This is a genomic window from Roseibium aggregatum IAM 12614 (assembly GCF_000168975.1).
Classification (GTDB): Bacteria; Pseudomonadota; Alphaproteobacteria; order Rhizobiales; family Stappiaceae; genus Roseibium; species Roseibium aggregatum.
The window spans coordinates 24,708-45,407 of record NZ_AAUW01000020.1 but is presented as its reverse complement, the minus strand read 5'-3'; the positions used below and the strand labels follow the sequence as shown (position 1 = coordinate 45,407).

The 20,700-nt window shown below is 58.2% G+C and carries 20 protein-coding genes; 11 read left to right on the top strand and 9 right to left on the bottom strand.

What is annotated here, in order from left to right; translation table 11 throughout:
- Nucleotides 1-133: 133 nt before the first annotated feature.
- The 6 genes from SIAM614_RS23560 to SIAM614_RS23535 all read right to left on the bottom strand — a co-directional run bounded on the left by SIAM614_RS23560 (nucleotide 134) and on the right by SIAM614_RS23535 (nucleotide 6,955).
- Entirely contained in the window at nucleotides 134-961 is an 828-nt protein-coding gene (locus SIAM614_RS23560) for a carbohydrate ABC transporter permease (protein WP_006938455.1), read from the bottom strand.
- Entirely contained in the window at nucleotides 958-1,839 is an 882-nt protein-coding gene (locus SIAM614_RS23555) for a carbohydrate ABC transporter permease (RefSeq protein WP_006938454.1), read from the bottom strand. The genes SIAM614_RS23560 and SIAM614_RS23555 overlap by 4 nt, the downstream gene beginning before the upstream one ends.
- 91 nt (nucleotides 1,840-1,930) lie before the next feature.
- Nucleotides 1,931-3,202 (bottom strand): extracellular solute-binding protein, encoded by a 1,272-nt coding sequence (locus SIAM614_RS23550; protein WP_006938453.1) that lies wholly within the window; start codon nucleotides 3,200-3,202, stop codon nucleotides 1,931-1,933.
- A gap of 74 nt (nucleotides 3,203-3,276) precedes the next feature.
- Nucleotides 3,277-4,347: an ABC transporter ATP-binding protein gene (locus SIAM614_RS23545; protein WP_006938452.1), complete on the bottom strand. Its 1,071-nt coding sequence runs from the start codon at nucleotides 4,345-4,347 to the stop codon at nucleotides 3,277-3,279.
- Nucleotides 4,348-4,360: 13 nt separating this feature from the next.
- Nucleotides 4,361-5,872, bottom strand: a complete 1,512-nt coding sequence (gene arfA, locus SIAM614_RS23540) for an arabinosylfuranosidase ArfA (protein ID WP_006938451.1) — start codon at nucleotides 5,870-5,872, stop codon at nucleotides 4,361-4,363.
- Between the two features lie 153 nt (nucleotides 5,873-6,025).
- Nucleotides 6,026-6,955 (bottom strand): ArsR/SmtB family transcription factor, encoded by a 930-nt coding sequence (locus SIAM614_RS23535; protein ID WP_006938450.1) that lies wholly within the window; start codon nucleotides 6,953-6,955, stop codon nucleotides 6,026-6,028.
- A gap of 199 nt (nucleotides 6,956-7,154) precedes the next feature.
- Here SIAM614_RS23535 and SIAM614_RS23530 point away from each other — a divergent pair, with 199 nt between their 5' ends.
- From SIAM614_RS23530 to SIAM614_RS23505, 6 genes are all read left to right on the top strand, one after another.
- Nucleotides 7,155-8,039, top strand: a complete 885-nt coding sequence (locus SIAM614_RS23530) for a MurR/RpiR family transcriptional regulator (protein WP_006938449.1) — start codon at nucleotides 7,155-7,157, stop codon at nucleotides 8,037-8,039.
- Between the two features lie 141 nt (nucleotides 8,040-8,180).
- Nucleotides 8,181-9,437, top strand: coding sequence for an ABC transporter substrate-binding protein (locus SIAM614_RS23525; RefSeq protein WP_006938448.1), 1,257 nt, complete (start codon nucleotides 8,181-8,183; stop codon nucleotides 9,435-9,437).
- 67 nt (nucleotides 9,438-9,504) lie between these two features.
- On the top strand, nucleotides 9,505-10,374 hold the full coding sequence (locus SIAM614_RS23520; RefSeq protein ID WP_006938447.1) for a carbohydrate ABC transporter permease: 870 nt from the start codon (nucleotides 9,505-9,507) through the stop codon (nucleotides 10,372-10,374).
- Nucleotides 10,364-11,173: a carbohydrate ABC transporter permease gene (locus tag SIAM614_RS23515; RefSeq protein ID WP_006938446.1), complete on the top strand. Its 810-nt coding sequence runs from the start codon at nucleotides 10,364-10,366 to the stop codon at nucleotides 11,171-11,173. The genes SIAM614_RS23520 and SIAM614_RS23515 overlap by 11 nt, the downstream gene beginning before the upstream one ends.
- A 12-nt stretch (nucleotides 11,174-11,185) precedes the next feature.
- Entirely contained in the window at nucleotides 11,186-11,935 is a 750-nt protein-coding gene (locus tag SIAM614_RS23510; protein ID WP_040440988.1) for a glycerophosphodiester phosphodiesterase family protein, read from the top strand.
- Nucleotides 11,932-12,960: an ABC transporter ATP-binding protein gene (locus tag SIAM614_RS23505; RefSeq protein ID WP_006938444.1), complete on the top strand. Its 1,029-nt coding sequence runs from the start codon at nucleotides 11,932-11,934 to the stop codon at nucleotides 12,958-12,960. Before SIAM614_RS23510 ends, SIAM614_RS23505 begins: the two co-directional genes overlap by 4 nt.
- A gap of 46 nt (nucleotides 12,961-13,006) precedes the next feature.
- Here the strand turns inward: SIAM614_RS23505 and SIAM614_RS23500 are convergent, their stop codons facing one another.
- The 3 genes from SIAM614_RS23500 to SIAM614_RS23490 form a co-directional block, all read right to left on the bottom strand.
- Nucleotides 13,007-13,306 (bottom strand): CcdB family protein, encoded by a 300-nt coding sequence (locus SIAM614_RS23500; protein WP_006938443.1) that lies wholly within the window; start codon nucleotides 13,304-13,306, stop codon nucleotides 13,007-13,009.
- Nucleotides 13,306-13,539, bottom strand: coding sequence for a type II toxin-antitoxin system CcdA family antitoxin (locus SIAM614_RS23495; RefSeq protein WP_040440962.1), 234 nt, complete (start codon nucleotides 13,537-13,539; stop codon nucleotides 13,306-13,308). Before SIAM614_RS23495 ends, SIAM614_RS23500 begins: the two co-directional genes overlap by 1 nt.
- 191 nt (nucleotides 13,540-13,730) lie before the next feature.
- Nucleotides 13,731-14,162 carry a RidA family protein gene (locus SIAM614_RS23490; protein ID WP_006938441.1) on the bottom strand — a complete coding sequence of 144 codons (432 nt, stop codon included), beginning with the start codon at nucleotides 14,160-14,162 and terminating at the stop codon, nucleotides 13,731-13,733.
- An 84-nt stretch (nucleotides 14,163-14,246) separates the two neighbouring features.
- Here SIAM614_RS23490 and SIAM614_RS23485 point away from each other — a divergent pair, with 84 nt between their 5' ends.
- From SIAM614_RS23485 to repC, 5 genes are all read left to right on the top strand, one after another.
- The gene (locus SIAM614_RS23485) at nucleotides 14,247-14,966 is read left to right on the top strand and encodes a helix-turn-helix transcriptional regulator (RefSeq protein WP_006938440.1); all 720 of its coding nucleotides are present in this window, start codon (nucleotides 14,247-14,249) and stop codon (nucleotides 14,964-14,966) included.
- 405 nt (nucleotides 14,967-15,371) lie between these two features.
- Complete coding sequence (locus tag SIAM614_RS30790; RefSeq protein ID WP_081455326.1) at nucleotides 15,372-16,079, top strand: response regulator transcription factor; 708 nt, start codon at nucleotides 15,372-15,374, stop codon at nucleotides 16,077-16,079.
- Between the two features lie 684 nt (nucleotides 16,080-16,763).
- Nucleotides 16,764-18,002 carry a plasmid partitioning protein RepA gene (repA, locus tag SIAM614_RS23470; RefSeq protein ID WP_006938437.1) on the top strand — a complete coding sequence of 413 codons (1,239 nt, stop codon included), beginning with the start codon at nucleotides 16,764-16,766 and terminating at the stop codon, nucleotides 18,000-18,002.
- A gap of 2 nt (nucleotides 18,003-18,004) precedes the next feature.
- Nucleotides 18,005-19,009, top strand: coding sequence for a plasmid partitioning protein RepB (gene repB, locus SIAM614_RS23465; RefSeq protein ID WP_006938436.1), 1,005 nt, complete (start codon nucleotides 18,005-18,007; stop codon nucleotides 19,007-19,009).
- Between the two features lie 373 nt (nucleotides 19,010-19,382).
- Nucleotides 19,383-20,657, top strand: a complete 1,275-nt coding sequence (gene repC / locus SIAM614_RS23460) for a plasmid replication protein RepC (protein WP_040440961.1) — start codon at nucleotides 19,383-19,385, stop codon at nucleotides 20,655-20,657.
- Nucleotides 20,658-20,700 lie beyond the last annotated feature (43 nt).

Sequence of the window (20,700 nt, the reverse complement as noted above, 5' to 3'; positions counted from 1 at the left end):
TGCTGCCGTAGACATATGACGTGCAGCACCGGCATCCAAGTGTCTGTAGAAGAACGATTGCCCCGCGGTTTCGTTCGCGGGGCTGGAGATTTTTTGGAAAACGGAATGACAGAGGCCGCAGCACCGGCAGGCGTCAACCCTTCACGCCCGATGAGATCATGACAGCTTCCGTCACCTTCTTCTGGAAGACCAGATAGGCAATGGCGACGGGCATCGCACCCAGAAGCGCGACGGACATCAGGCGGGCGTAATAAACGCCGAAGGCATCGTTCACCTGGGTAATCCCCACCGGGATCGTCATCTGGTTTTCCGTGGTGATGACCAGAAAGGGCCAGAAAAACTGGTTCCAGGCGCTGATGAAGGTGATGATCGCCAATGCGGTGGTGATGCCCCAGTTCAGCGGCAGATAGATCTTGAACAAGAGCGTATAATCACCGCCGCCATCCAGAACGACGGCTTCGCGCATTTCCTTCGGTACGGCATCGAAGAACTGCTTGTAGACGATGATCACCACCGGAACGATGAGCTGGGGCAGGATGATGCCGGCCCAGGTGTTGATCAGACCCATGTCGTTCATCAGGATGAACTGCGTCACCACGAGCGCCTGCGAGGGCACCATGAAGCTGGCGAGTACGACGCCGTAAAGCAGCCGCCGCCCGGGAAACCGCATCTGCGAGATCGCATAGGCGCACATCATGCCCGATACGATAACGACCAGCGTGATGATCACGGAGGTGCCGATGGAATTCCAATACCAGGTGAGCAGCTTGGTATCGAAGATGGCAGCAAGATAAGACGACAGGTTGAATTCGTCGGGAATGACCCCGGCGCCTTCGCTCACGACCCTTTCCTCGGTGCGGATCGAGGTGATGAAAGCCCAGTAGAGCGGGAAGACCCAGATGGCGGCCGCCAGCAGGCTGCCGATGCCCAGAACCCAGTTTTCAAGCTTGCGGGTCTTCATTGCTTGTTCCCTCCCGCGCGCAAGAGCTGGAATTGCAGGACCGACACGACCACGATCAACACGAACAGGACCAGGGCGATGGCCGAGGCATAGCCGCCGTGGTTCAGCTGGAAGGCTTCCCGGTAGACCATCAGCAGCAGCACATAGGACGAGTTGAACGGCCCGCCGGACGACAGAAGGTAGATCTGGTCGAAAATCTTGAGCTGCAGGATGAGTTGAAGGGTCAAGACCAGGGCCGTGACCGGCCAGAGCAGGGGCCAGGTGACCTTCGTGAACAGTTGCCAGCGGGTCGCGCCGTCCAGGGCAGCGGCTTCATAATAGTCGCTGGAGATGTTGCGAAGGCCTGCGATGAACAAGAGAACATTGAATCCGTTGGTCCACCAGATGGTGACGGTGGCAACCGTCGGCATGACCCAATAGGGGTTCTTGAAAACTGGTACCGGTTTACCGGTAAAGAACGCGAACACCGGTTGCAGCACGCCGAACTGAAAATCCAGCATCCAGGTCCAGATCTGTGTCACGACCGACACCGGCAGGATGTAGGGCAGAAAGAAAAGCGCCAGAATGAGCGCCTGAAGCGGCCCTTTGAGGCGCGTGATCATCATCGCGATGGCAAGGGCCAGCGCGGTGGTTGGGACAACGGTCAGGAGAACGAAGTAACCGTTGTTCTTCAAAGACGTATAGAAGAGATTGTCAGTCAGCAACCGCTTGAAATTGGCCAGACCGACCCACTCGCCCGTACCTATCAGGGGCGCGTCGGTGAAGCTCAGCTCGATCATCCGGATGGTCGGATAGAGAAAGACCAGCACGAAGGTCAGGACAAAGGGCGCAATGAGCGTCATGGCGACCGCCACTTCCCTGCGCCGGTTGGTAATCATGGCCACTTTTGTAATCGTCCTTTGCTCGCCCGGTGAGAGGCCTGCCGCATCGCATTGGATGCGGCAGGCATCGCAGGCAGTGCGCTTGCGTCTACTGGATCTTCGACTGGAGTTCGTCTTTCACCTGCTGGGCAGCCTGTGCCGGCTCAAGATAGCCATGCATGGCGGGCGAGATGATGTTGATGGTCGCGTCATAGACTGGCGAGGCCACCCCGGCGATCGGCGATCTCGGATCATAGACCGCGGTGTCGGCGAGAGACGAATAGGTGGCATTCGGCTCCATCTGTCCGAATTCATCGCTGGTGGCGACGGGCTTGTAGGCAGGAATGTGCCCGGCGCTGGCCCAGGAGATCGAGTTCTTCTCCATCCATCCGATTGCGGTCATCACCGCCGCGCGTTTTTCGGGGCTCATCTCCTTGCCGGTGGGAATGGCGAATGCGTGGGAATCCGCCCAGGTGGCCGTGGTTCCAAGCAAGGTTGGAATTTGCACCGCGCCCCAGTCGAACCCGAGCGTGCCCTTGCTGGACATGTCGACCAGGGTGGGAACCTCCCACACGCCGTTCATGTGGAAGGCGGATTTGCCCGAGGTGAACAAGGCGACGGAGGCCGGATATTCCGCCTGTTCCGGCTGCCAACCCTGCTTGTGCCAGTTGGTCATGATCTCGATTGCATTGGCGGCCTTGTCCAGATTGTCACCCGCCAGAACTTCCCCGTCGGTGATCAGCTCGCCGCCCTGCTGCTTGAGCAGGGTGAAGAAGACCCGGTAGGTGCTGCCATCGTCAGCCGTGGCATAGGAGACAGGTGTTTCAGATCCGTTCTCCTTGGCCAGCGCGAGCGCTTCCTCGAAATCGGCAAGGCTTTCAATGCCGGTCAGGTTGCCTTCGTCATCGAGGAAGCGGGATCCCTTGAAATAGCTCTTGTTGATGTAGAGCACGATCGAATGGATATCGAAGGGCACTGCATGAAGGTTGCCTTCGGCATCGCTTGCAGCGGCAATGGCGGCTGGAAAGAAATCGTCCTTGCTGAGACCGGCAGTGGCAAGATCATCATCGCTGATCACGTCCAGCACGTTTTCCTCAAGCCCGAGCGGCATGCGCGACAGGTGATAGGTCATCACGTCCGGACCCTGCCCGACGGCGACCGAGGTGCGCACCTTCGTGTAGTAGGGCACACCCCATTCCAGGGTGGTCGCGTTGATCTTGATGTCCGGGTGCTCTTCGTTGAAGCGCTCGATCAGCGCCTTCATGCGAACGCCGTCACCACCGCTCAGAAAGTCCCACCAGGTGATGTCCTGCTGGGCAAATGCCGGCAGACTGGCAAGGCTCATCGCCCCGGCTGCCAGAAGTGTCTTAAGGTATTTCATCGACTCTTCCTCCCAAATGACAAACCGGCATCTCCCATCAAGGCCGGTTCAAAGGTACCAGGCAGACAGACGGTCTACCGAATACGCTGGTCCTGCTCGTCGAAGACCAGAACCTTTTCCGGCGCGCAGGTGAGCTTGATTGCTTCCCCGCCGCCGGCGTGGCGGCTGCCACGCCATTCAACGACTATTTCGCGGCCGTCCGGCATATGCGTGTGCAGGTAGGAAACACCTCCCAGGTCCTCAGCCATTTCCACGGTTACGGGTACGCCTGCGTCCGCGGTTGTCAGGTGTTCCGGACGCAGTCCGAGGGTCATCCGGCTGCCAGCCGGAAGATCGCCGGAAACCCGGGCCATCAGGCTGGCTTCCGTTCCCTCAATGGCCACACGCAGGCAATCGCCTTCCCGGCCAAGCACTGTTGCCGGCAGAAAGTTCATGGCGGGCGATCCGATGAAACCGGCAACACACCGGTTGTCCGGATCGTCGTAGAGATCCAGCGGCTTGCCGGCCTGCTGCACGACACCCTGCTTCAGAACGAAGATCCGGTCGGCCAGCGTCATGGCCTCCACCTGGTCGTGGGTGACATAAATCATCGTCGCGCCGATCTGCTTGTGCAGCCGCGCAAGCTCCAGCCTCATCTGGACACGCAGTTCCGCATCCAGGTTTGACAGCGGCTCATCAAACAGGAACACCTTGGGCTGACGCACGATCGCCCGTCCGATTGCCACCCGCTGGCGCTGACCGCCGGACAGTTGAGACGGCTTTTTTTCAAGCTGTTCCTCAAGCTGGAGAATGCGGGCCGCTTCCATCACCTTGTCGTGCACGTCCTGTTTTGGAGCGCGTTTCAAACGCATAGAAAAGGCCATGTTCTCGAAGACCGACAGGTGCGGATAAAGCGCGTAGGACTGGAAAACCATGGCAACGCCGCGCTTGGCCGGTTCCTGCCAGGTTACATCGGTGCCCTCGATGGAGATCGTGCCGCCGCTCGTGTCTTCAAGACCTGCGATCATGCGCAGCAATGTCGACTTTCCGCATCCGGACGGGCCGACAAAGACTGCGAATTCACCTGCCGGAATGTCCATGCTGACATCGTGGATCACCCCGACCGGGCCGAAGACCTTGCGTATGTTGCGAAGGTGAACACCCATCACATGGTTCCCCTCAGGACACGTTCAGCCGCAGGACGTGATAGGAAAGGGGTGCCAGCTTGCCCTTGAGCTGACCGTCCTCCACGCCAACGCCTGTCCCCTTGCCGGGAACCACGTTGTCCGGCTTGTCCGGGCCGTTGGTATCGTTGAGGCCGTAGCCCTCCATGGACAGGTGCTCGGCCATTGACGGCGCGCCGAAGCCTGTCAGCGAGACGTCGAGATCCGCCGTTTCGGTGAGGTGCCGGTTGAGAACGAACAGCGTCAGCGTTCCGGCAGCCTTGTCATGCACGCCGGCAACGTCGAGATAGCTGACGTCATCGGCGACAGAGCAATTGTAGGTGGGCGCATCCACGGCAACGTTCAGCGCATCGCCGCGGCCGTAAAGAGAGGCGAACTGATAGGGGTAATAGATGGTCTGACGCCAGGCGGGCCCGCCTTTTTCGGCCCGGATCGGAGCAATCACGTTGACGAGCTGGGCAATGCAGGCAATGCGCACACGATCCGACCGGCGGATGAATTCGTTGAGCAGCCCGGCCACGAAGAGCGCATCTTCGAAGTTGTAGTTTTCTTCCAGCAATGCCGGGGCTTCCGGCCAGTCCCATTCCTTGATGCGGCGGCCGTCATCCTCGCGGATGTGATACCAGACGTTCCACTCGTCAAAGCAGATGTGGACGTCGTTCTTGGCGCGTTTCTTCGACTTCACATAATCGATGACGCCGCCAATGGTCTGGATGTAGCGGCCGGTTTCCTCGATCTTGCCGAAGTAGTTCAGCGTGTCCTTGCTGTTGTTGCCGAAATATTTGTGCAGCGAGATGTAATCGACGTTCTCGTAGCACTCTTCCAGTACCTCCCGCTCCCATTCCGGATAAGTGGGCATGCGGTCATTGGAGCTTCCACAGACGATTGTCTCGATTGTCGGGTCGAAACCCTTGAAGGCCTTGGCCGTCTCGTTGGCCAGGCGGCCGTATTCCGTGGCAACCTTGTGACCTATCTGCCAGGGGCCATCCATTTCGTTGCCGAGGCACCACATCTTGACCCCGTAGGGATCCGCCCGGCCGTTGGAACGGCGCAGGTCCGACCATTCGGTGCCACCGGGAAAATTCACATACTCCAGAAAGTTGCGCGCCTCTTCCAGGCCGCGCGAACCCAGGTTGACGGCAAGCATCATTTCAATGCCGGCCTGTTCCGCCCAGATGGCGAAGTCATCGATACCGACCTGGTTGGTCTCCTTGCTGCGCCAGGCAAGATCGAGGCGGACAGGTCGCTTGTCTTTCGGGCCGATGCCGTCTTCCCAATTGTAGGCAGAGACGAAATTGCCGCCGGGATAGCGAATGGCCGGGATCTTCAGATCCTGAACGAATTTCAGCACGTCCTTGCGGAAACCGTTCGCGTCGGCCTGAGGGTGGCCGGGTTCATAGATGCCGGAATAGATGGCCCGTCCCATGTGTTCAATGAATGCGGAATAAAGCCGCTCATCGATGGAACTGATCCGGAAATCCCGATGCACGGTGACACGTGCCTTCATTCGCATTCTCCCAGAAATGTATATCGAATAAATCGATATGAATCCTTATTTCTGATGAAAATGCGGGCTTCGCGAAAATTGTCAACCGGACAAAGTTGCTGCGGTGCAACCGGAAGATGAGGCGAGCTTCGGAAATTTCAAGTGCGGTTCTGGTCAGCCGCGGGTGTGCAGGCGCAAAATAATGTCTTGATCATAGTTGCCGAAACCGCGTCCGAAGACGTTGATCCCGCCCGGGTGCCGCCCTTCGGCCTTCACCTCGATCTTCAGCCGGACCGACCGGTGTTCGTCGAGCTGGAGGTCTTCGGTCTTGATGTCTGAGATCTTGTGACCGTCTACGAAAGTGCCGTTCCTGCCGACGCTCCAGGTCTTCAGCATGCCGTATTGCGACCCGGAAAGCTTCCACCAGTCCGGTGTGTAGACACCGCGTTTGTCGCCGAAATCGCCGGGGGATGTCCAGACGCCAATCTCCTTGCCGTTGATCGACAGCACAATGTCGGATGGCCAGTTGGTCATGGTGCCCGGTACCTCGGAGCTGACCTCCATGACCACGTCCAGTCCGTCGATCTCCTTGCCGGTGAGCTTGGCGTTATTGGGGAACTGATATTCGACGAAGCCACTGGTAAACCACAGTAAAGCCGTCTTCATCCGCTCCGGGTCCATGAAGGTTTCCGGCACATCGAGGAGGCCGATGATCCCGTCTGTCGAGCAGATGCCACAGGGGCCTGTCACGAGGCTGTTGGTGTAAAGGCCGAGCGGCATCGATACCTCGATCTGGTTCGGCTGGATCCGTTCTTCCGACGAACGGAAGGCCAGGATGATTTCGTCGTAGATGGCAAAAGTCGTTTTCTGGCTGCCCTTGCGCGCCCGCTGCACTTCCGTTCGCACCAGTCCCGCTTCTTCCAGAACCTGGATGTGGGTGGAGACGGAGGATTGCGGCATGCCGGAGGCTTCCGAAAGCGCGTTGATGTTCATCCCGGGCGACCGCACAAGCTCCTGCAACAGGTGCAGGCGAGGCTGGGAGGCAATTGCCTTCATGGCAGCCTTGTCCTTGACGGGATCGACGATCAGAAAATTTGCGCGCATGGGTTGTTCCCGGATCTAAATCTGGAACAGCTATCTGTATCGGATTTTTCGATAATTACAATTATTCTTTCGTTCCTCTTGCTTCTAAGCGCGCGGAGCTTCTGTGCCGAGGCGGTTCCTGTCGGGTCGCATCTGGCCTGTAATAAAAATTTCATCGAACTGTAGCCTGCAATTCAAATTGCAGACCTAGAACGGCGGCATGTCAAAACCTGCGCCATCTTCCGGTTTCCTGTCCGATCTTATTACCCGCAATGCTTCGCGGCTGACGGGCTCCGATACCCGGCTCCTTGATGTCCTGGTCAAGGATCCGGTCCGCGCCGCCATTGAAAACGGCAAGGAGGTGTCTCTTCGCGCCGGCGTGCATCCCGCCGCGGCTGTGCGTCTGGCCAAGCGGCTCGGCTTTGAGGGCTACCCGGAGTTCCGGACCTACCTCCAGTCCAGCCTCGTTGACGAGGGCAATGACTTCGAGAACCCGGCCGCGCGGATGGCGGCCCGGCTGGTGCGGGCGGAGGAAGGGCAGGTTCTGTCTTCGATACTCGACAGTGAAATCGCCGCCCTCGAAGCCTTGCGCACCGCTGTTCCCGACAGCGATATCCGCAGTTTCTCCGAAGCCCTGCGCGATGCCCGCAAGATCTTCATTTTCGGCCGCGGGCACGCGGCCAGCCTGTCCTCACTGATTACCCTGCGCTTGCAGCGGTCCGGTTATGACGTGGCTGATCTTGGCGACCGCACGCATCATTTTGCGGAGATGCTGAACACGCTTTCACCGGCGGATGTCGTGTGGCTGCTCGCCTTTCGCCGTCCGTCGCAGCAGATCAGCGATGCAAACGGCATTGCCTCCATGCGCGGTGCAAAGAGGCTGGCGCTGACAGACCTGCATGCCGCCCGTTTCGACCCCGCGCCCGATCACCAGATCTGCGCCTCGCGCGGTGAGGCGGGCGAGTCCCAGTCGCTGGTCGTGCCGATGACCATCGCCAATGCAATCATTCTCGATCTGGCCGGTATCGATGCGGGCAAATCGATCCGGTCCCTGGAGGAATTCAAGGCTTTTCGTCAATCGCTGCCGCCGCGCTGGCGCAGGTAACCCTTCTGCCTGCCGGAGCCTTCGTCATGGGGCGTGGCAGCTTATGGACATCACGGAACAAACCAAAAAAGACCGCCGTTCGAACCGGCGGCGAACTTTCATGCGCAAACGGAAATAGTTCACTCTGACAAGGATGACCTCATGTTGAAGAACTTGAAGAAACTGCTGCTGGCAGGTCTAATCGGCCTATCCGGCAGCATCAGCGCCGCGCAGGCGGAAGTCACGGTTGAATTCTGGCACAGTTTTGATGGCAGCGGCGGCGAAGCGCTTGGCAAGATCATCGAGAACTTTCAGGCGGCAAACCCTGATATCAGGATCGATGCCCAGTTTATCGGCAACTACAACGACATCGTTACCAAGCTTCAGGCCGCGATTCCGGCACGCCGGGCACCTGACGCAGTGATCATGGAAGTCACCCGCTATGGCCTCTTCGCAGACCGCGGCGTGCTGATGGATCTGACCGAGAAGGTCAACGCCGATCCGCTGAAGGACGACCTGTTCGATTTCGCCCGGGAAGTCGGCGTCTTTGAAGGCAAGAACTACATCGTGCCGTTCAACTCCTCCACGCCGGTTCTTTACTACAACAAGGAAATCTTCGAGCGGGCCGGCTTTGCCGAAGAACCGGCTCTCAAGACCTACGATGATCTGCTGGCGGTTTCCAAGCAGATCACCGAGAAGCTGGGCGATGAAGGCATCACCGGCATTGCCGCGCCGGGTCAGTTCGCCCGCTGGGGTCTGATCATGGACAACGACAGCGACCTGATCGACAGCAAGACCGGCGAAATCCTGATCGACAGCCCCAACACGATCGAAGCCTATGAATGGATGGCCTCACTGGTGCATGAGCACAAGGTTGCCTCCGCCGACGGCGTGACCAAGGAAAACAACGGCAGGGACGCGTTTCTGGCCAGCAAGGTTGGCATCATGCTGAATTCCACCGGCAACTACGGCCGCTCCAAGAAGGCGCTCGGCGATAACCTGGCCGTTCGCCCGATGCCGTGCAACAAGGTGTGTGCCGTGCCGATTGGCGGCGCCGGCATCGGCATCCTGTCGTCTGCCGACAAGGAAACCCAGGACGCTGCCTACAAGTTCATCAGCTTTGCCGCATCGCCTGAATCCAACGCCATCTGGTTCGCCGGCACAGGCTACATGCCGATCAACAAGCACACGGCCGAGCAGCCGCTGGCAGCCGCTGCCGTTCAGGACAAGCCCGGCATCACGGTGGCAATCGACCAGCTTGACTTCGCCCGTGGCCGTCCACGCCCGCCGGTGGTCACCTGGATGCGCGCAACCGAATACGACATGTGGGAGGCCATGGCCCTCGGTCAGCGTGAGCCGGCGGAAACGCTGAAGGATTTCGCCGACCGTACCCGCAAGGAAGCCGAGCGGACCAACTGATCGCCCCTTTCTTCCGCCAAATGCACCGGGCTTCCTGCTGAAGCCCGGTGTTTCCGGAGCCTTTCAGATGCTGTCCCGCCTGACACCCTATTTTCTTGTACTGCCGCTGATCTCCTTTATCGCGGTGTTCACCTACATTCCGATTGCCTCCAGCCTCAATCTCAGCTTCCGGGAATGGGACTTCCTGTCGCCGACGATGCCCCTGGTGGGCGTTGAGAACTACCGGCTGCTGTTCTCGTCCCACGAGTTCTGGAATTCGCTGAAGGTGACTGCAATCTTTGCGCTCGTATCCGTGCCGATCCGGCTTGGCCTGGCGCTTCTGGTTGCAAGTTATCTGGTCCGGGAGGTCTTGCCCTCGCGCATCCTGCGCGGCGCGCTGTTCCTGCCGTCCGTCACGTCCACCGTTTCCATCGCGGTGGTGTTCTCCTGGCTGTTTGCGACGGACTACGGCATGATCAATGCGTTCCTGCAAACGCTTGGTCTCGGCAAGGTTCCCTGGCTTCAGGACCCGCAGCTTGCGCTTGGCGTGCTGATCATCGTCAACACCTGGAAGCAGCTTGGCTACGACATCGTCATCTACATTGCCGGGCTCCAGGCAATCCCGCAGGAACTTTATGATGCCGCTGCCGTCGACGGCGGCAGGAAGGGCCGCGTCTTCCGCCGTGTGACCGTGCCGCTGGTGATGCCGACCACCTATTTCCTTCTTGTCGTCTCTGTGATCGAGGCCTTTCAGGTATTCACCGTCGTGGACATCATGACCAAGGGCGGACCGGCGGGGGCGACCGACATGCTGGTCAACATGCTCTACCGTATCGGTTTCACGCTGTTTGATATCGGGCAGGGCTCTGCACTTGCCGTCGTGCTTTTTGCACTGCTGACGGCGCTGGCGCTTTTCAAGGCGCGGGTTCTTGGCCGGAGGGTGCACTATGAAGCCTGACAGCCGCCTTCTCGCAGGCCTTGCCTTGATTGTGGGGCTTCTGTTTCTGTCGCCGGTTCTCTATTCGGTCTTCATGTCGTTCCAGACCGTGGACGGTTATTACACCGGCAATTTCGAATTCACGCTGGAGAACTACGAACTCGCTATCGGGCAATATAATTTCGCCCGTTATCTGCTGAACAGCATTGTCGTTTCAGGGTCTGTCACCGTCATCGCCCTGACCGTGTCGACAATGGCGGCCTTCGCCTTTGCCAGGTTCCGTTTTCCAGGTGGCAATCTGCTGTTCGCCGCCGTGGTGGCAACGCTGATGATCCCCAGCCATATCTCGCTGATCCCGAACTACCTCACCCTTGCAAGGGTCGGGCTTCTGGACACCTATGCGGGGCTCATTCTTCCGGCGATTTCCAACGGCTTTGCGGCGTTCTTCCTGCGGCAATACATCCGCGGCATTCCGGTTGCCCTGGACGAGGCAGCCTATATGGACGGCGCAACGCCGCTGAAGGTGCTCTGGCGCGTGATCGTGCCGATTGCCCGCCCGGCGATCTTCTCCATGGGGTTGTTCATCTTCATTACGGAATGGAACAACTACATCTGGCCGCTGGTCGCTGTCGGTGACGAGGATCTCTACACGCTGCAGATCGGCCTTGCGCGCCTCTATCGGGTTAATCCGAGCGAAGATGTCGTCAATTGGCCGCTGGTGATGGCGGCCTCAACCATCACAATTCTTCCCGTCCTGCTTGGTTTCATCTTCGTCGAACGGCACCTGGTGCGTGGCATCACCATGGGTGCGGTCAAATAAATGGAAGCTTCAATGACACGTATTGCATCCCATCGCGGCGGCACACTTGAGTTCGGCGACAGCACGCCGGCCGGTTTCAAAGCCACCGCGCAGATGGCGCTTGAGGAGGTAGAGTTCGACCTGCACCCGACGGCCGACGGCGCCATCATGGTTCACCACGATGCGACCCTTGACAGGACCACCGACAGGACCGGTGCAATCTGCGAGATGAGCGAAGCTGAGGTCAGGGCGGCAACGATCGATTATGGCGCCGGTAGCCATCCGCTGTCGCTGCAAGAGCTCTGTGCGATCTACCGCGGAAGTTCCGTCGACTTCCGCTGCGAGATCAAGCCGGGGCCTGATCGCCGGCCCTACGCCGATTTCGTGCCGAAAGTGGTCGCGGTGCTTGCGGCGGAAGGCATGCTGGCGCGTACGGTGTTTTCGTCCTTTCTGATTGAAACGCTTGATGAACTGGCCAAAGTGACGGACCGGCCGCGGCTCTGGCTCGTCAGTCCGCCGGTTCTTCAACAGCTTGGATCCGCGGGCACGCTCGAAGTGGCGAAAGCACACGGGATCCCTGAAATCGGTGTTCAGATCGATTGCGCGGATGAGGTGCTGATGGCCGCGGCCAAGACCGCCGGTCTTCAGTTCGGGTGCTGGGCGGCGCATAGCGCCGAGCAGATTGAAAAAGCGCTTCGGCTGGGTGTGAAGGTCTTCACCACAGACCGGCCAAGCCTTGCGGTTGAAATTCGCAAGGGGATGCAGCAGGAGCGACGGTCATGAGCGGTATCGAGCTGACGGACATCCGCAAATCCTATCCGGGCGGACCGGAAGTCCTGCATGGCGTGTCGCTGGATATGCGGGCAGGGGAATTCATCGTCATCGTCGGTCCGTCGGGCTGCGGGAAATCCACGCTGCTGCGTCTCATTGCAGGTCTCGAAAAATGCGACCAGGGCGATATCCGGATCGGCGGCAAGCGCGTCAACGACGTTGCCCCGCAGGACCGGGACATCGCCATGATTTTCCAGAACTACGCGCTCTATCCGCATATGAACGTGCGCCAGAACATCGCTTTCGGTCTGGAGCTGCGCGGCGTTGCCAAGGCGGAACGCAACGCCCGTGCCGAGGAAGTGGCGAGAACGCTGAAGCTGGAGCCTTATCTCGACAGAAAGCCGGGCGCCCTGTCCGGCGGTCAGCGTCAGCGGGTTGCCATGGGCCGGGCCATGGCACGAAACAGCTCCATCTTCCTGATGGATGAACCGCTGTCCAATCTGGACAACGCCTTGCGGGTTGCCATGCGCTCGGAAATCAAGGAGCTTCACCGGCAACTGGGGGCAACGGTCGTTTATGTGACCCACGACCAGAGCGAAGCGCTTTCCCTCGCGGACCGGATTGCGGTTCTGAAGGATGGTGATCTGCTTCAATTCGATACGCCCGGCGCCATCTACGACAGGCCGGCAAATCGCTTTGTTGCCGGGTTCCTGGGCATGCTGCCGACAAATTTTCTGCCCATAGAAGCCTTGCCTTTCTGGCCCGGCAAAACGGGCCTGACCGTCGGCATGCGGCCGGAGCATATGAAGGTTCACACGTCATCGCCGCAGGCCGCTGCCATACCGGCGCGGGTTGTCTTTTCCGAGATGACCGGCGCCAACCTTGTGCTTCACTGCGAAAGTGACGTCGGCAGGCTGATCGTCACTGCGCCGCGCCAGGACATGGCCGGTGGCGAAGAAACGGTGTGGATCGGCTATGATACCGACCAGGCCATTTACTTCGATGCGCAGAGTGAGAGCCGGGTGGACATGGCTTGAGCGATGCGGGGGCTTTGGGCGCGAATGGACCCTGCTTCGTTGGCAGTCAGAAGCCCTGGAACAGGGTATCCAGCGCGCGGGTGATTTCGGCGAAGTTCTCGTCGAGGTTGCCGATCGGGTCCCCAAGTTGGGACACCGATACGGCGGCCAGGAATTGGGTTGCCATGACGTAGTCCTCGCCCTCCCAGCTGAAGACCGGGTTCAGGTAGGCTGCGGGAGCCGGGGCACGTGACCTCGGCAAAAGCGGCACGACGACACGCGTGTTCAGGCTTTCCAGAAGGTCGGCCTGCACGTCCAGAACCAGAACGCGATCCGGTCTCAGGTGGTAGAGCTGATTTCTGGCCATTAAAACAGGCGACTTGTTTCGAGCGGCAAACCGTGTTGGTCGACAAAGTCGTTGGAGCTGTTCAAGGCCGCCTGATTTTCCTGTTTCCAGCGTTCCGCACGGGCTTCCGATACAGCACGCCGGATGCCTTCCTCGGCCGCCTGGGAGATATTCACGCCCAGTTCTTTCGCCGAACCGACCAGGGACATATCAATCGTCAAATTAGTCGCCTTGCGAGCGTGAACGCGTGCCATTGTGTTTCCAAACCAGTCAAATCCTGAAAGCTGAAGGTACCTGCAATATTACGCATTTTCAATGCGTGTTTTTTATGCGCATTGAAAATGCGAGATACCATGAGCACCGGAAGCACCACAACACCCAGGCTCTCTTGCAGAAAGGGCCGGAGTGTTGCGTAAGGCGCCGGTAGAGCGGTTCCGGCCGGTTTTCAATCCAGGAAGAGCACAGCCTCGACCTCGAAAAGCATGGCATCGATGGCAAGTTTTGGCACCGGAACCAACGTTTGCGCCGGAAGCCTGGCACCAAACCTCCGGGTCACAGTCTCCGTCAACACGCCGAGTTTGGACATATCGTGGTCGACCACGAAAACGGTCAGTTTCACGACTTGATCCGGGTGGGCGCCGAGTGCCTCGATCACGGCGGCAAGGTTTGCATAGGCTTGTTTTACCTGCTCACCAAAATCAGGCGAAAGCGCGCCGGTCTGATCCTGTCCACCTTGCCCGGACACGAATACGAGCCGACCGGAGGCAGGGGTTATGACCGCGGTGCTATAGCCGTTTGGCGTCGGATCGTGCAGGTGGGACGGATTGACGATGACCGGCTTCGCGGAGATGGCGGGTGTTTGGTTTTGGGGCGTCATGTTCACTCTCCTTGTTGAGTTGTCACGACCCGCTTAAAGTAAATCGGTGCCAGATTTTGTCACCGAAAGTGGTATCCTGAGCAAATGAACATCCGTCTCAGACACGACGCCATTGTCCGCATCCTCCGGCGCAAAGGAACCTCAACGGTCGATGGCCTGGCCAGGGAAATCGGTGCGTCCCGGCGAACAGTGCTGCGCGATATTAGCGCGCTGCGCGACCAAGGCTTCGTCATTCATTCGGAAACGGGCCGGGGCGGCGGGTTGCAGCTCGATCCGAACTCCATGCAGACCACTGCACGCCTCTCGGTGGTTGAAGTGTTTGCGCTCATCATCAGTGTGGCGTCGATGCGCGCAGCCGGGTCTCTTCCCTTTTCCGATCTCGCCGATGCAGGGCTTGCCAAGATCGAAAAGGGATTTTCCGGCGACAAGGTGCGAGACCTGCGCAGGCTTCTGGACTGCTTGTATGTCGGCCAATTGTCGCCCAGGCAGGACATTTCAAATCTGGGGGCAATTGGTCCCGAATTGCTGCCCGCGTTCGAGGCGGCATTTCTGCAACGGCTGCATCTACGGTTCTGTTACCGTGACGCCAAAGGCGTTGAAACGATCAGAGAAGTCGAACCACAGGCCATGCTCATCTTGCCGCCGCTCTGGTATCTTGTGGCCTGGGATGCCGGCCGTGAGGATTTCCGTCACTTTCGCATGGACAGGATCTGCAATCCGGAGATCGTGCAGGGCGCACAGTTCCGCCGGAGGCATGTGCCTTTCGAAGACGATGTATGTCCCTTCAGCGACATGCCGCGCTGAGCAGCGCCAAAAGGTTCTGACGGACCTGAGTGATCTTGCTGCATGTCATATCGATCAGCCAGCAAGAACCGGCACGCTTGCCACTTGCATTCAGCTCGGCAGGAATGCTCGCGCCGGGGTTTCAGGCCTGCTGGGGAAAGTTCATTTTGAAAAGTATACCAAACTCGTTTCTCATTTCATTATGCGCCATTGCTGAGACTATTTTTGCAAGAATAAGTATGTTTCGATTTTGAGCTCGGCATGGTAAAAATATTGATCCAAATCAGCGATTTTGATGATTTTTAGCCGTAAATTGAAAAATTGAGTGGAATTAGAAACTTATTGATCCTTGTCAGCCTGCGTCATGATCTTTAGTTCCTTTACGTAATTTCTAAGGGTCGGGCATGGTCATTCGGGAGGCTCTCAATGTCTGACCATTTGCGACATTTATTTTTTATAGGTCCCGGGGACAAATTTCCCAAACCCCTGGAAAATGCATTGCTTCGAGAATTGCCGGATCTCGTCGTTCAGGTGTCTACCGACTGGAAGGCACTGGTAAAAAAGGCCGCTCGTGAAAAGGTGCTACCCGCCCTGATCCTGGTCGATGAGGGGTTCGGCGCGGCGAATGCCAATCTATTGCCTGAGTTTCGGGAAAGGTTTCCCAATGCGGTCCTTTGTTTGACCTTCAACGGTGAATACGGGTCAAGGCAGCACATCCGGGACTGCTTGAACACCGGCATCATCAACAACGTCATCCCCATGAACCTGAGACTGGATCTGTGGCTCTACGCCATCCAGATAATGCTGCAGGGTGGTTCCTATATGCCGCCTGATCTGGTCGAGCTTCTTGAAGCCGGTCCGAGTATGCGGCTTGAAAAGGCTCGCAATCTCGTTGATGCCAGAAACAGCAGCGGAGCGGACCTGATCAGTTCACTGACGCCAAGAGAGCTGGAGGTGCTGGCGCTGATCGCGCAGGGGCATCAAAACAAGAATATAGCTGCAAATCTTTCGTTGTCGGAGCACACCATCAAGCTCCACATCCATCACATCATCTCGAAAATGGGCGTCTCGAACCGGACTGAAGCAGCCGCCGCATATCTTCAGTTTCAACGATCCCGAAAAGGGGGCCGTTAGGCAGTGAAAGGCTGGTTCCGCCATTCGGAGGACACTGCCCTGATGACTTCAAGCGGCCTGCTATTCACAGCCGCAACCTGCTGCTCGCCTTACCTGGAGCGTGTCGTTGCACTTCGGTCCAGCTTTCCAACTGAAATTGCGAAATGCCCGCTCAACGCTGGCCAGTCCTTCTTGCTGGACGATGTTCGGCGCTCTGCCGATGATTGATCTTCAGGTGTGTGCCACTCAGGACTGGACACGCCGGCAAGCGCCGTACCGGTCTGATGTCGTGGCCATTACAGTTTTCTGGCACAGGCGATTCTGTTGATAGATCGCGAAATTTCCGTTTTTCCGGCAAAGCACCTCGAAAAAATTCCAGGACAAGTTTGAGCTTGATGAGCCGCCTCTGGCCAGTTCGAGAATATGCGAGCGCGAGAGCCGGTGGCGCGCGCGTGTTTAGAGGGGCAGGATAACAGATTGAAAGGAAAGGGGAAAAATAGATTGTTTGGCAAGCGCGCGGCAGGAAAAACCGCAGGTGGACGTTGTGACCGCCGTGGAAAATCGCCGCGGAAACCCGAAGCGGCTTGTTCAACTCTGGCGGGTTAGGGTTTCGTTAACTTAAATTTCCTTGCACCATCTACCGGAATCCGGCATCCATGACGGAGTTACCGCTCATATCGGGCATAAAACCGTCAGAGGGCATTGATGGCCGTTACCGAACAATTTTCCGGTGGACGCGATACGACCGCAAAGATCGAAAGTTTCACTCAGAAGCTTTCGGACCGTTTGCAGACGATGCGCGAAATGACCTATCCGCCGGAAGCCCGCAAGGTTTTCGGCCGGACGTTTTCCACCACGGATCTGGTGCGCCTGCTGGGTGTGCCCGAAAGCACGCTGCGCACGCTGACCCTTGAAGGCAAGGGACCCCAACCGCACCGCGCTGAAAACAACCGACGGATCTATACGGTCGAGCAGGTTTGGGAGTTGAGAAAGTTCCTGGCGGAACTCCGGCCGGATGACGCCCATCGTCTCGTGCCGCATCGCCGCGCGGGAGAGAAGTTGCAGGTGATTGCCGCCGCGAACTTCAAGGGCGGCAGCTCCAAGACGACCACCTCGGTTCATCTGGCGCATTATCTGGCCATTCAGGGATACAGGGTGCTGTGCGTTGACCTGGACCCGCAGGCATCCATGACCACGACGTTCGGCATTCAACCGGACCGCGACCTTCGCTCCGGCGAGGACGATGACGAACGCACCGACACCACCTACGACGCGCTGCGCTACGACAATTACCGAGTGCCTTTTTCAGAGGTCATTCGCGAAACCTACTTCCCGGGCATTCACCTTGCCTGCGGTAACCTGCGCCTGATGGATTTCGAATACGACACGCCGACTGCGCTTGCCGAACGGACGACAGATGAACTGGGCCTCTTCTTCCAGCGGCTCGATGCGGTGATCAAGTCGGTGGAGGATCATTTCGATATTGTCGTCCTCGATACACCGCCGTCGCTTGGATACACCACGATGGCCGCGCTTTACGCTGCAACCGGCCTCATCATCACCGTTCATCCGGCCATGCTCGACGTGTCCTCGTGTTCCCAGTTCCTGAAGATGATCTCGGATGTGACCCACACGCTTTCCGAAGGCGGCGCGGTTTTCGAACATGACTTCACGAAGTTTCTGCTGACCAGGGTCAACCCCAATGACGGGCCGCAGAAGATCATGTCCGGCACCATGCGCGACCTGTTCGGGACGGACGTTCTGGTGGCTGAGGCAATTGAATCGACCGCCATCGCCTCTGCCGGAGTTGCCAAGAAAAGCCTTTACGAAATCGAACCCGGTGAAGTTGGCCGGGAAACCCTGAAGCGGGCGCTGGAAAGCGCGGACCGCGTCAACGCCGAAATTCTCGATTTGATCAAGAGTGTATGGGGCAGGGAGGTTTGACGATGAAAAAGTCGATCGTCAAAATGATGTCCGATGCGGCGGCCGCCGCCGCCGCCGACAAGAAGGAGCCGCCGCCTGTCGCGAGCCAGAAGGTGACCGCGCCCGTCGTGAACTCCATGGGCCGGGCCTTGTCGCATATGCGCGAGGACAGCATCGTTGCGCTCGATCCGTCGAAAATCGATCCAAGCCCGTTCTCAGACCGTTTCGAAACTGACCACGAAGCTGAGGAAGCCTTGGAAGAGCTCAAGCTTTCCATCCAAGACGAGGGCCAGAAGATCCCGGTTCTGGTGCGGCCGCATCCCACGGAACGTGACCGGTATCAGCTTGCCTACGGGCATCGCAGGCTCTTTGCCATCAAGGCGCTGATGGCGGAAGCCGGCAAGCCGGAAACGTTCAAGGTCAAGGCGTATGTCCGCAAGCTGAGCGATGCCGAGCTGATCAAGGAACAGTCTCTTGAAAATGGTGTCCGCGAGAACCTGACCTTCGCCGAAATGGTTCTTTGGGCTGTCCAGTTGCGCGAGGCTGGTCTGAAACAGCGCGAAATGCAGCCGGTGCTTGGCCAGGTGCAGACCGTCATTTCCAACATGCGCAAGATCGCCGACAGCATCCCGCACGACATCATTCGCGCGATCGGACGGGCTCGAAATGTTGGCCGGCCGGCGTGGATGGAACTGGCAAAGCTGTTCGAGGACCCTGCAGCGGAACAGCGTGTGCGCGAAGTCCTCGACAGTGAGGATTTCAAGCTTGCCGCGGCCCAGGACAGGATGGCCATGGCAATGCAGGCGGCAAGGGGCAAGCAAAAGAAGGCTGCTTCATCAGCTCACCCTGCTGCGGAAATCACCTCGAACGGAACCGTGGTGGCGAAACTGAAGAGAACATCGGCGGCAACCGTGTTCTCGATACCGAGAACCGAAGCGGAATTCGGCCGATGGCTGGAAGAGAACCTTCCGGACGTCTACAGCGATTTTCTGCAGCAACGGAAAGGAACGGGACGGCCGAAAGGGTGACAGGGATTGCGGCACATCTCGAGGAGATTTGCCGGACGCACGAGGTTTCGGGGCAGGTGTTCGATTACCGTCCCGGGCCAGATCGGCAACAGACCCGAATTCCGCCAGAACCCATAAAGAAGGAGACGGAGCGAGACACATAGAGACAAAATGAAAAGAGACCGAAACGGCGGCAACCGTTCAGTCTCTTTAATCACGGTTCAACTTGGAACGTCCAAACAGGAACCTCAACACTTCCCTGTTTTAGGCGAATTCCGAATCACGCGCAAGAACCATCTTGTGTGAACGGTGGATTTCGGCCGATTTCCCGAAGTTGAACCTCCTGAAACGCATAACGCCGCACGTTTGCTCGTGCCGGCGAACGGAGGTTGTCATGCCTGCTGTTTCGAACGTCTCTTCCTTTCGGAAGGTGACGCCGGGGATGCTTGCGTCCCAGCGTCTGGCGATGTCGAACGACATTCCCGATATTGGAAAATCCGAAGTCGCAATTGCCTTGAAACGGGCGGCGCAGCCGATCGGGCTGACGTCCACAGCCTATCATGTCCTGGACATCCTGCTTGGTCTTTCGAAGCCGGACGACTGGAAAGGGGACAACAGGCCGGTCGTTGCCATCTCGAACGAGAAGCTGGCCTCTTACGTCGGCAAGAGCGAACGAACGGTTATCCGAGCCATCAAACAGCTCGTAGAGGCCCGTATTCTGGCCTACCGGGACAGTTCGACCGGCCGCAGGTGGGTGCACCGTAACGACAGTGGCGACATCACATTTGCCTATGGTCTCGATTTTACGCCGGCCAGAGTGCGCTACCGTGAAATCAAACGACAGGCCGACGAGTGGCAGGCGCATCTGAATGCCGTGCGTGAGGCAAAACGGACTGTCGCAAGACTTTCCAGAGCAATTGTAGACATCGTTGAAGCGACGAAAGATGCAGATCTGACGGATTTCCTCGATCAGATGCAGGCCATTCTGGAAAGCCAGCAGGATGTTCAGATCAAGGCCCAGGCGCTTCTGGATCTTTATGATCTTGTGATGGAAACATTGAAAGAGGCTTCTGACACACGGGAAAAAGGCTCTAAAAACAATAATACGTCATGCGAAGATGACATTGATGTCACCCCTTTATTTAATACAAGCTCACCAGACTCTTGTTTAAATAACCGGACATCTGCTAACGCAGATGAAATCAAACCTAATCCTGACGTCGCCTACGGCGCCGAAATGGCTCCTGAAAAGGAGCAAGCGCAGCGGGGTAGGGGTTCAAACCAGCGTTATTCCGGGCAGAAAGGCACAGGTAAGGCGGATTTTGTCCGTTCTGAAACCCTCGATGCTGTTTCGATCTCTTTGCTGGAAAGCGCGTGTACGTCCATCCAGAGCGATTTCGGCGTAGCTCTCAAAAGCTGGCCTGATCTCATTTCCGCAACAGATGTGCTGAGGATCGGCATCGGCTTGAGCGAGAAAGGCTTCACCGACGCATGCGGCAAGCTGGGACGGCATGTTGCGGCGGCCATTCTGGCGATGGTGGCCGAAAAGGCGCTGCGGGATCCGGAGAAGATCAGTTCACCTGGCGGCTACTTCCGGGCGTGTTGCGAGCGGGCGGCGGAAGGGCGGCTTGCCCTGGCCAAGTCCCTGTTCGGGCTGGCGGCGCGATGAGGGGCAGCCAGCCCGATATTTTGAACCTGATCCGGCATTGTTG

Bases quoted from the DNA above. Each gene is read 5' to 3' on its own strand.
- SIAM614_RS23560 (WP_006938455.1), bottom strand. From the start codon at position 961: ATGAAGACCCGCAAGCTTGAAAACTGGGTTCTGGGCATCGGCAGCCTG.
- SIAM614_RS23555 (WP_006938454.1), bottom strand. From the start codon at position 1,839: ATGATTACCAACCGGCGCAGGGAAGTGGCGGTCGCCATGACGCTCATT.
- SIAM614_RS23550 (WP_006938453.1), bottom strand. From the start codon at position 3,202: ATGAAATACCTTAAGACACTTCTGGCAGCCGGGGCGATGAGCCTTGCC.
- SIAM614_RS23545 (WP_006938452.1), bottom strand. From the start codon at position 4,347: ATGGGTGTTCACCTTCGCAACATACGCAAGGTCTTCGGCCCGGTCGGG.
- arfA (WP_006938451.1), bottom strand. From the start codon at position 5,872: ATGAAGGCACGTGTCACCGTGCATCGGGATTTCCGGATCAGTTCCATC.
- SIAM614_RS23535 (WP_006938450.1), bottom strand. From the start codon at position 6,955: ATGCGCGCAAATTTTCTGATCGTCGATCCCGTCAAGGACAAGGCTGCC.
- SIAM614_RS23530 (WP_006938449.1), top strand. From the start codon at position 7,155: ATGTCAAAACCTGCGCCATCTTCCGGTTTCCTGTCCGATCTTATTACC.
- SIAM614_RS23525 (WP_006938448.1), top strand. From the start codon at position 8,181: ATGTTGAAGAACTTGAAGAAACTGCTGCTGGCAGGTCTAATCGGCCTA.
- SIAM614_RS23520 (WP_006938447.1), top strand. From the start codon at position 9,505: ATGCTGTCCCGCCTGACACCCTATTTTCTTGTACTGCCGCTGATCTCC.
- SIAM614_RS23515 (WP_006938446.1), top strand. From the start codon at position 10,364: ATGAAGCCTGACAGCCGCCTTCTCGCAGGCCTTGCCTTGATTGTGGGG.
- SIAM614_RS23510 (WP_040440988.1), top strand. From the start codon at position 11,186: ATGACACGTATTGCATCCCATCGCGGCGGCACACTTGAGTTCGGCGAC.
- SIAM614_RS23505 (WP_006938444.1), top strand. From the start codon at position 11,932: ATGAGCGGTATCGAGCTGACGGACATCCGCAAATCCTATCCGGGCGGA.
- SIAM614_RS23500 (WP_006938443.1), bottom strand. From the start codon at position 13,306: ATGGCCAGAAATCAGCTCTACCACCTGAGACCGGATCGCGTTCTGGTT.
- SIAM614_RS23495 (WP_040440962.1), bottom strand. From the start codon at position 13,539: ATGGCACGCGTTCACGCTCGCAAGGCGACTAATTTGACGATTGATATG.
- SIAM614_RS23490 (WP_006938441.1), bottom strand. From the start codon at position 14,162: ATGACGCCCCAAAACCAAACACCCGCCATCTCCGCGAAGCCGGTCATC.
- SIAM614_RS23485 (WP_006938440.1), top strand. From the start codon at position 14,247: ATGAACATCCGTCTCAGACACGACGCCATTGTCCGCATCCTCCGGCGC.
- SIAM614_RS30790 (WP_081455326.1), top strand. From the start codon at position 15,372: ATGTCTGACCATTTGCGACATTTATTTTTTATAGGTCCCGGGGACAAA.
- repA (WP_006938437.1), top strand. From the start codon at position 16,764: ATGGCCGTTACCGAACAATTTTCCGGTGGACGCGATACGACCGCAAAG.
- repB (WP_006938436.1), top strand. From the start codon at position 18,005: ATGAAAAAGTCGATCGTCAAAATGATGTCCGATGCGGCGGCCGCCGCC.
- repC (WP_040440961.1), top strand. From the start codon at position 19,383: ATGCCTGCTGTTTCGAACGTCTCTTCCTTTCGGAAGGTGACGCCGGGG.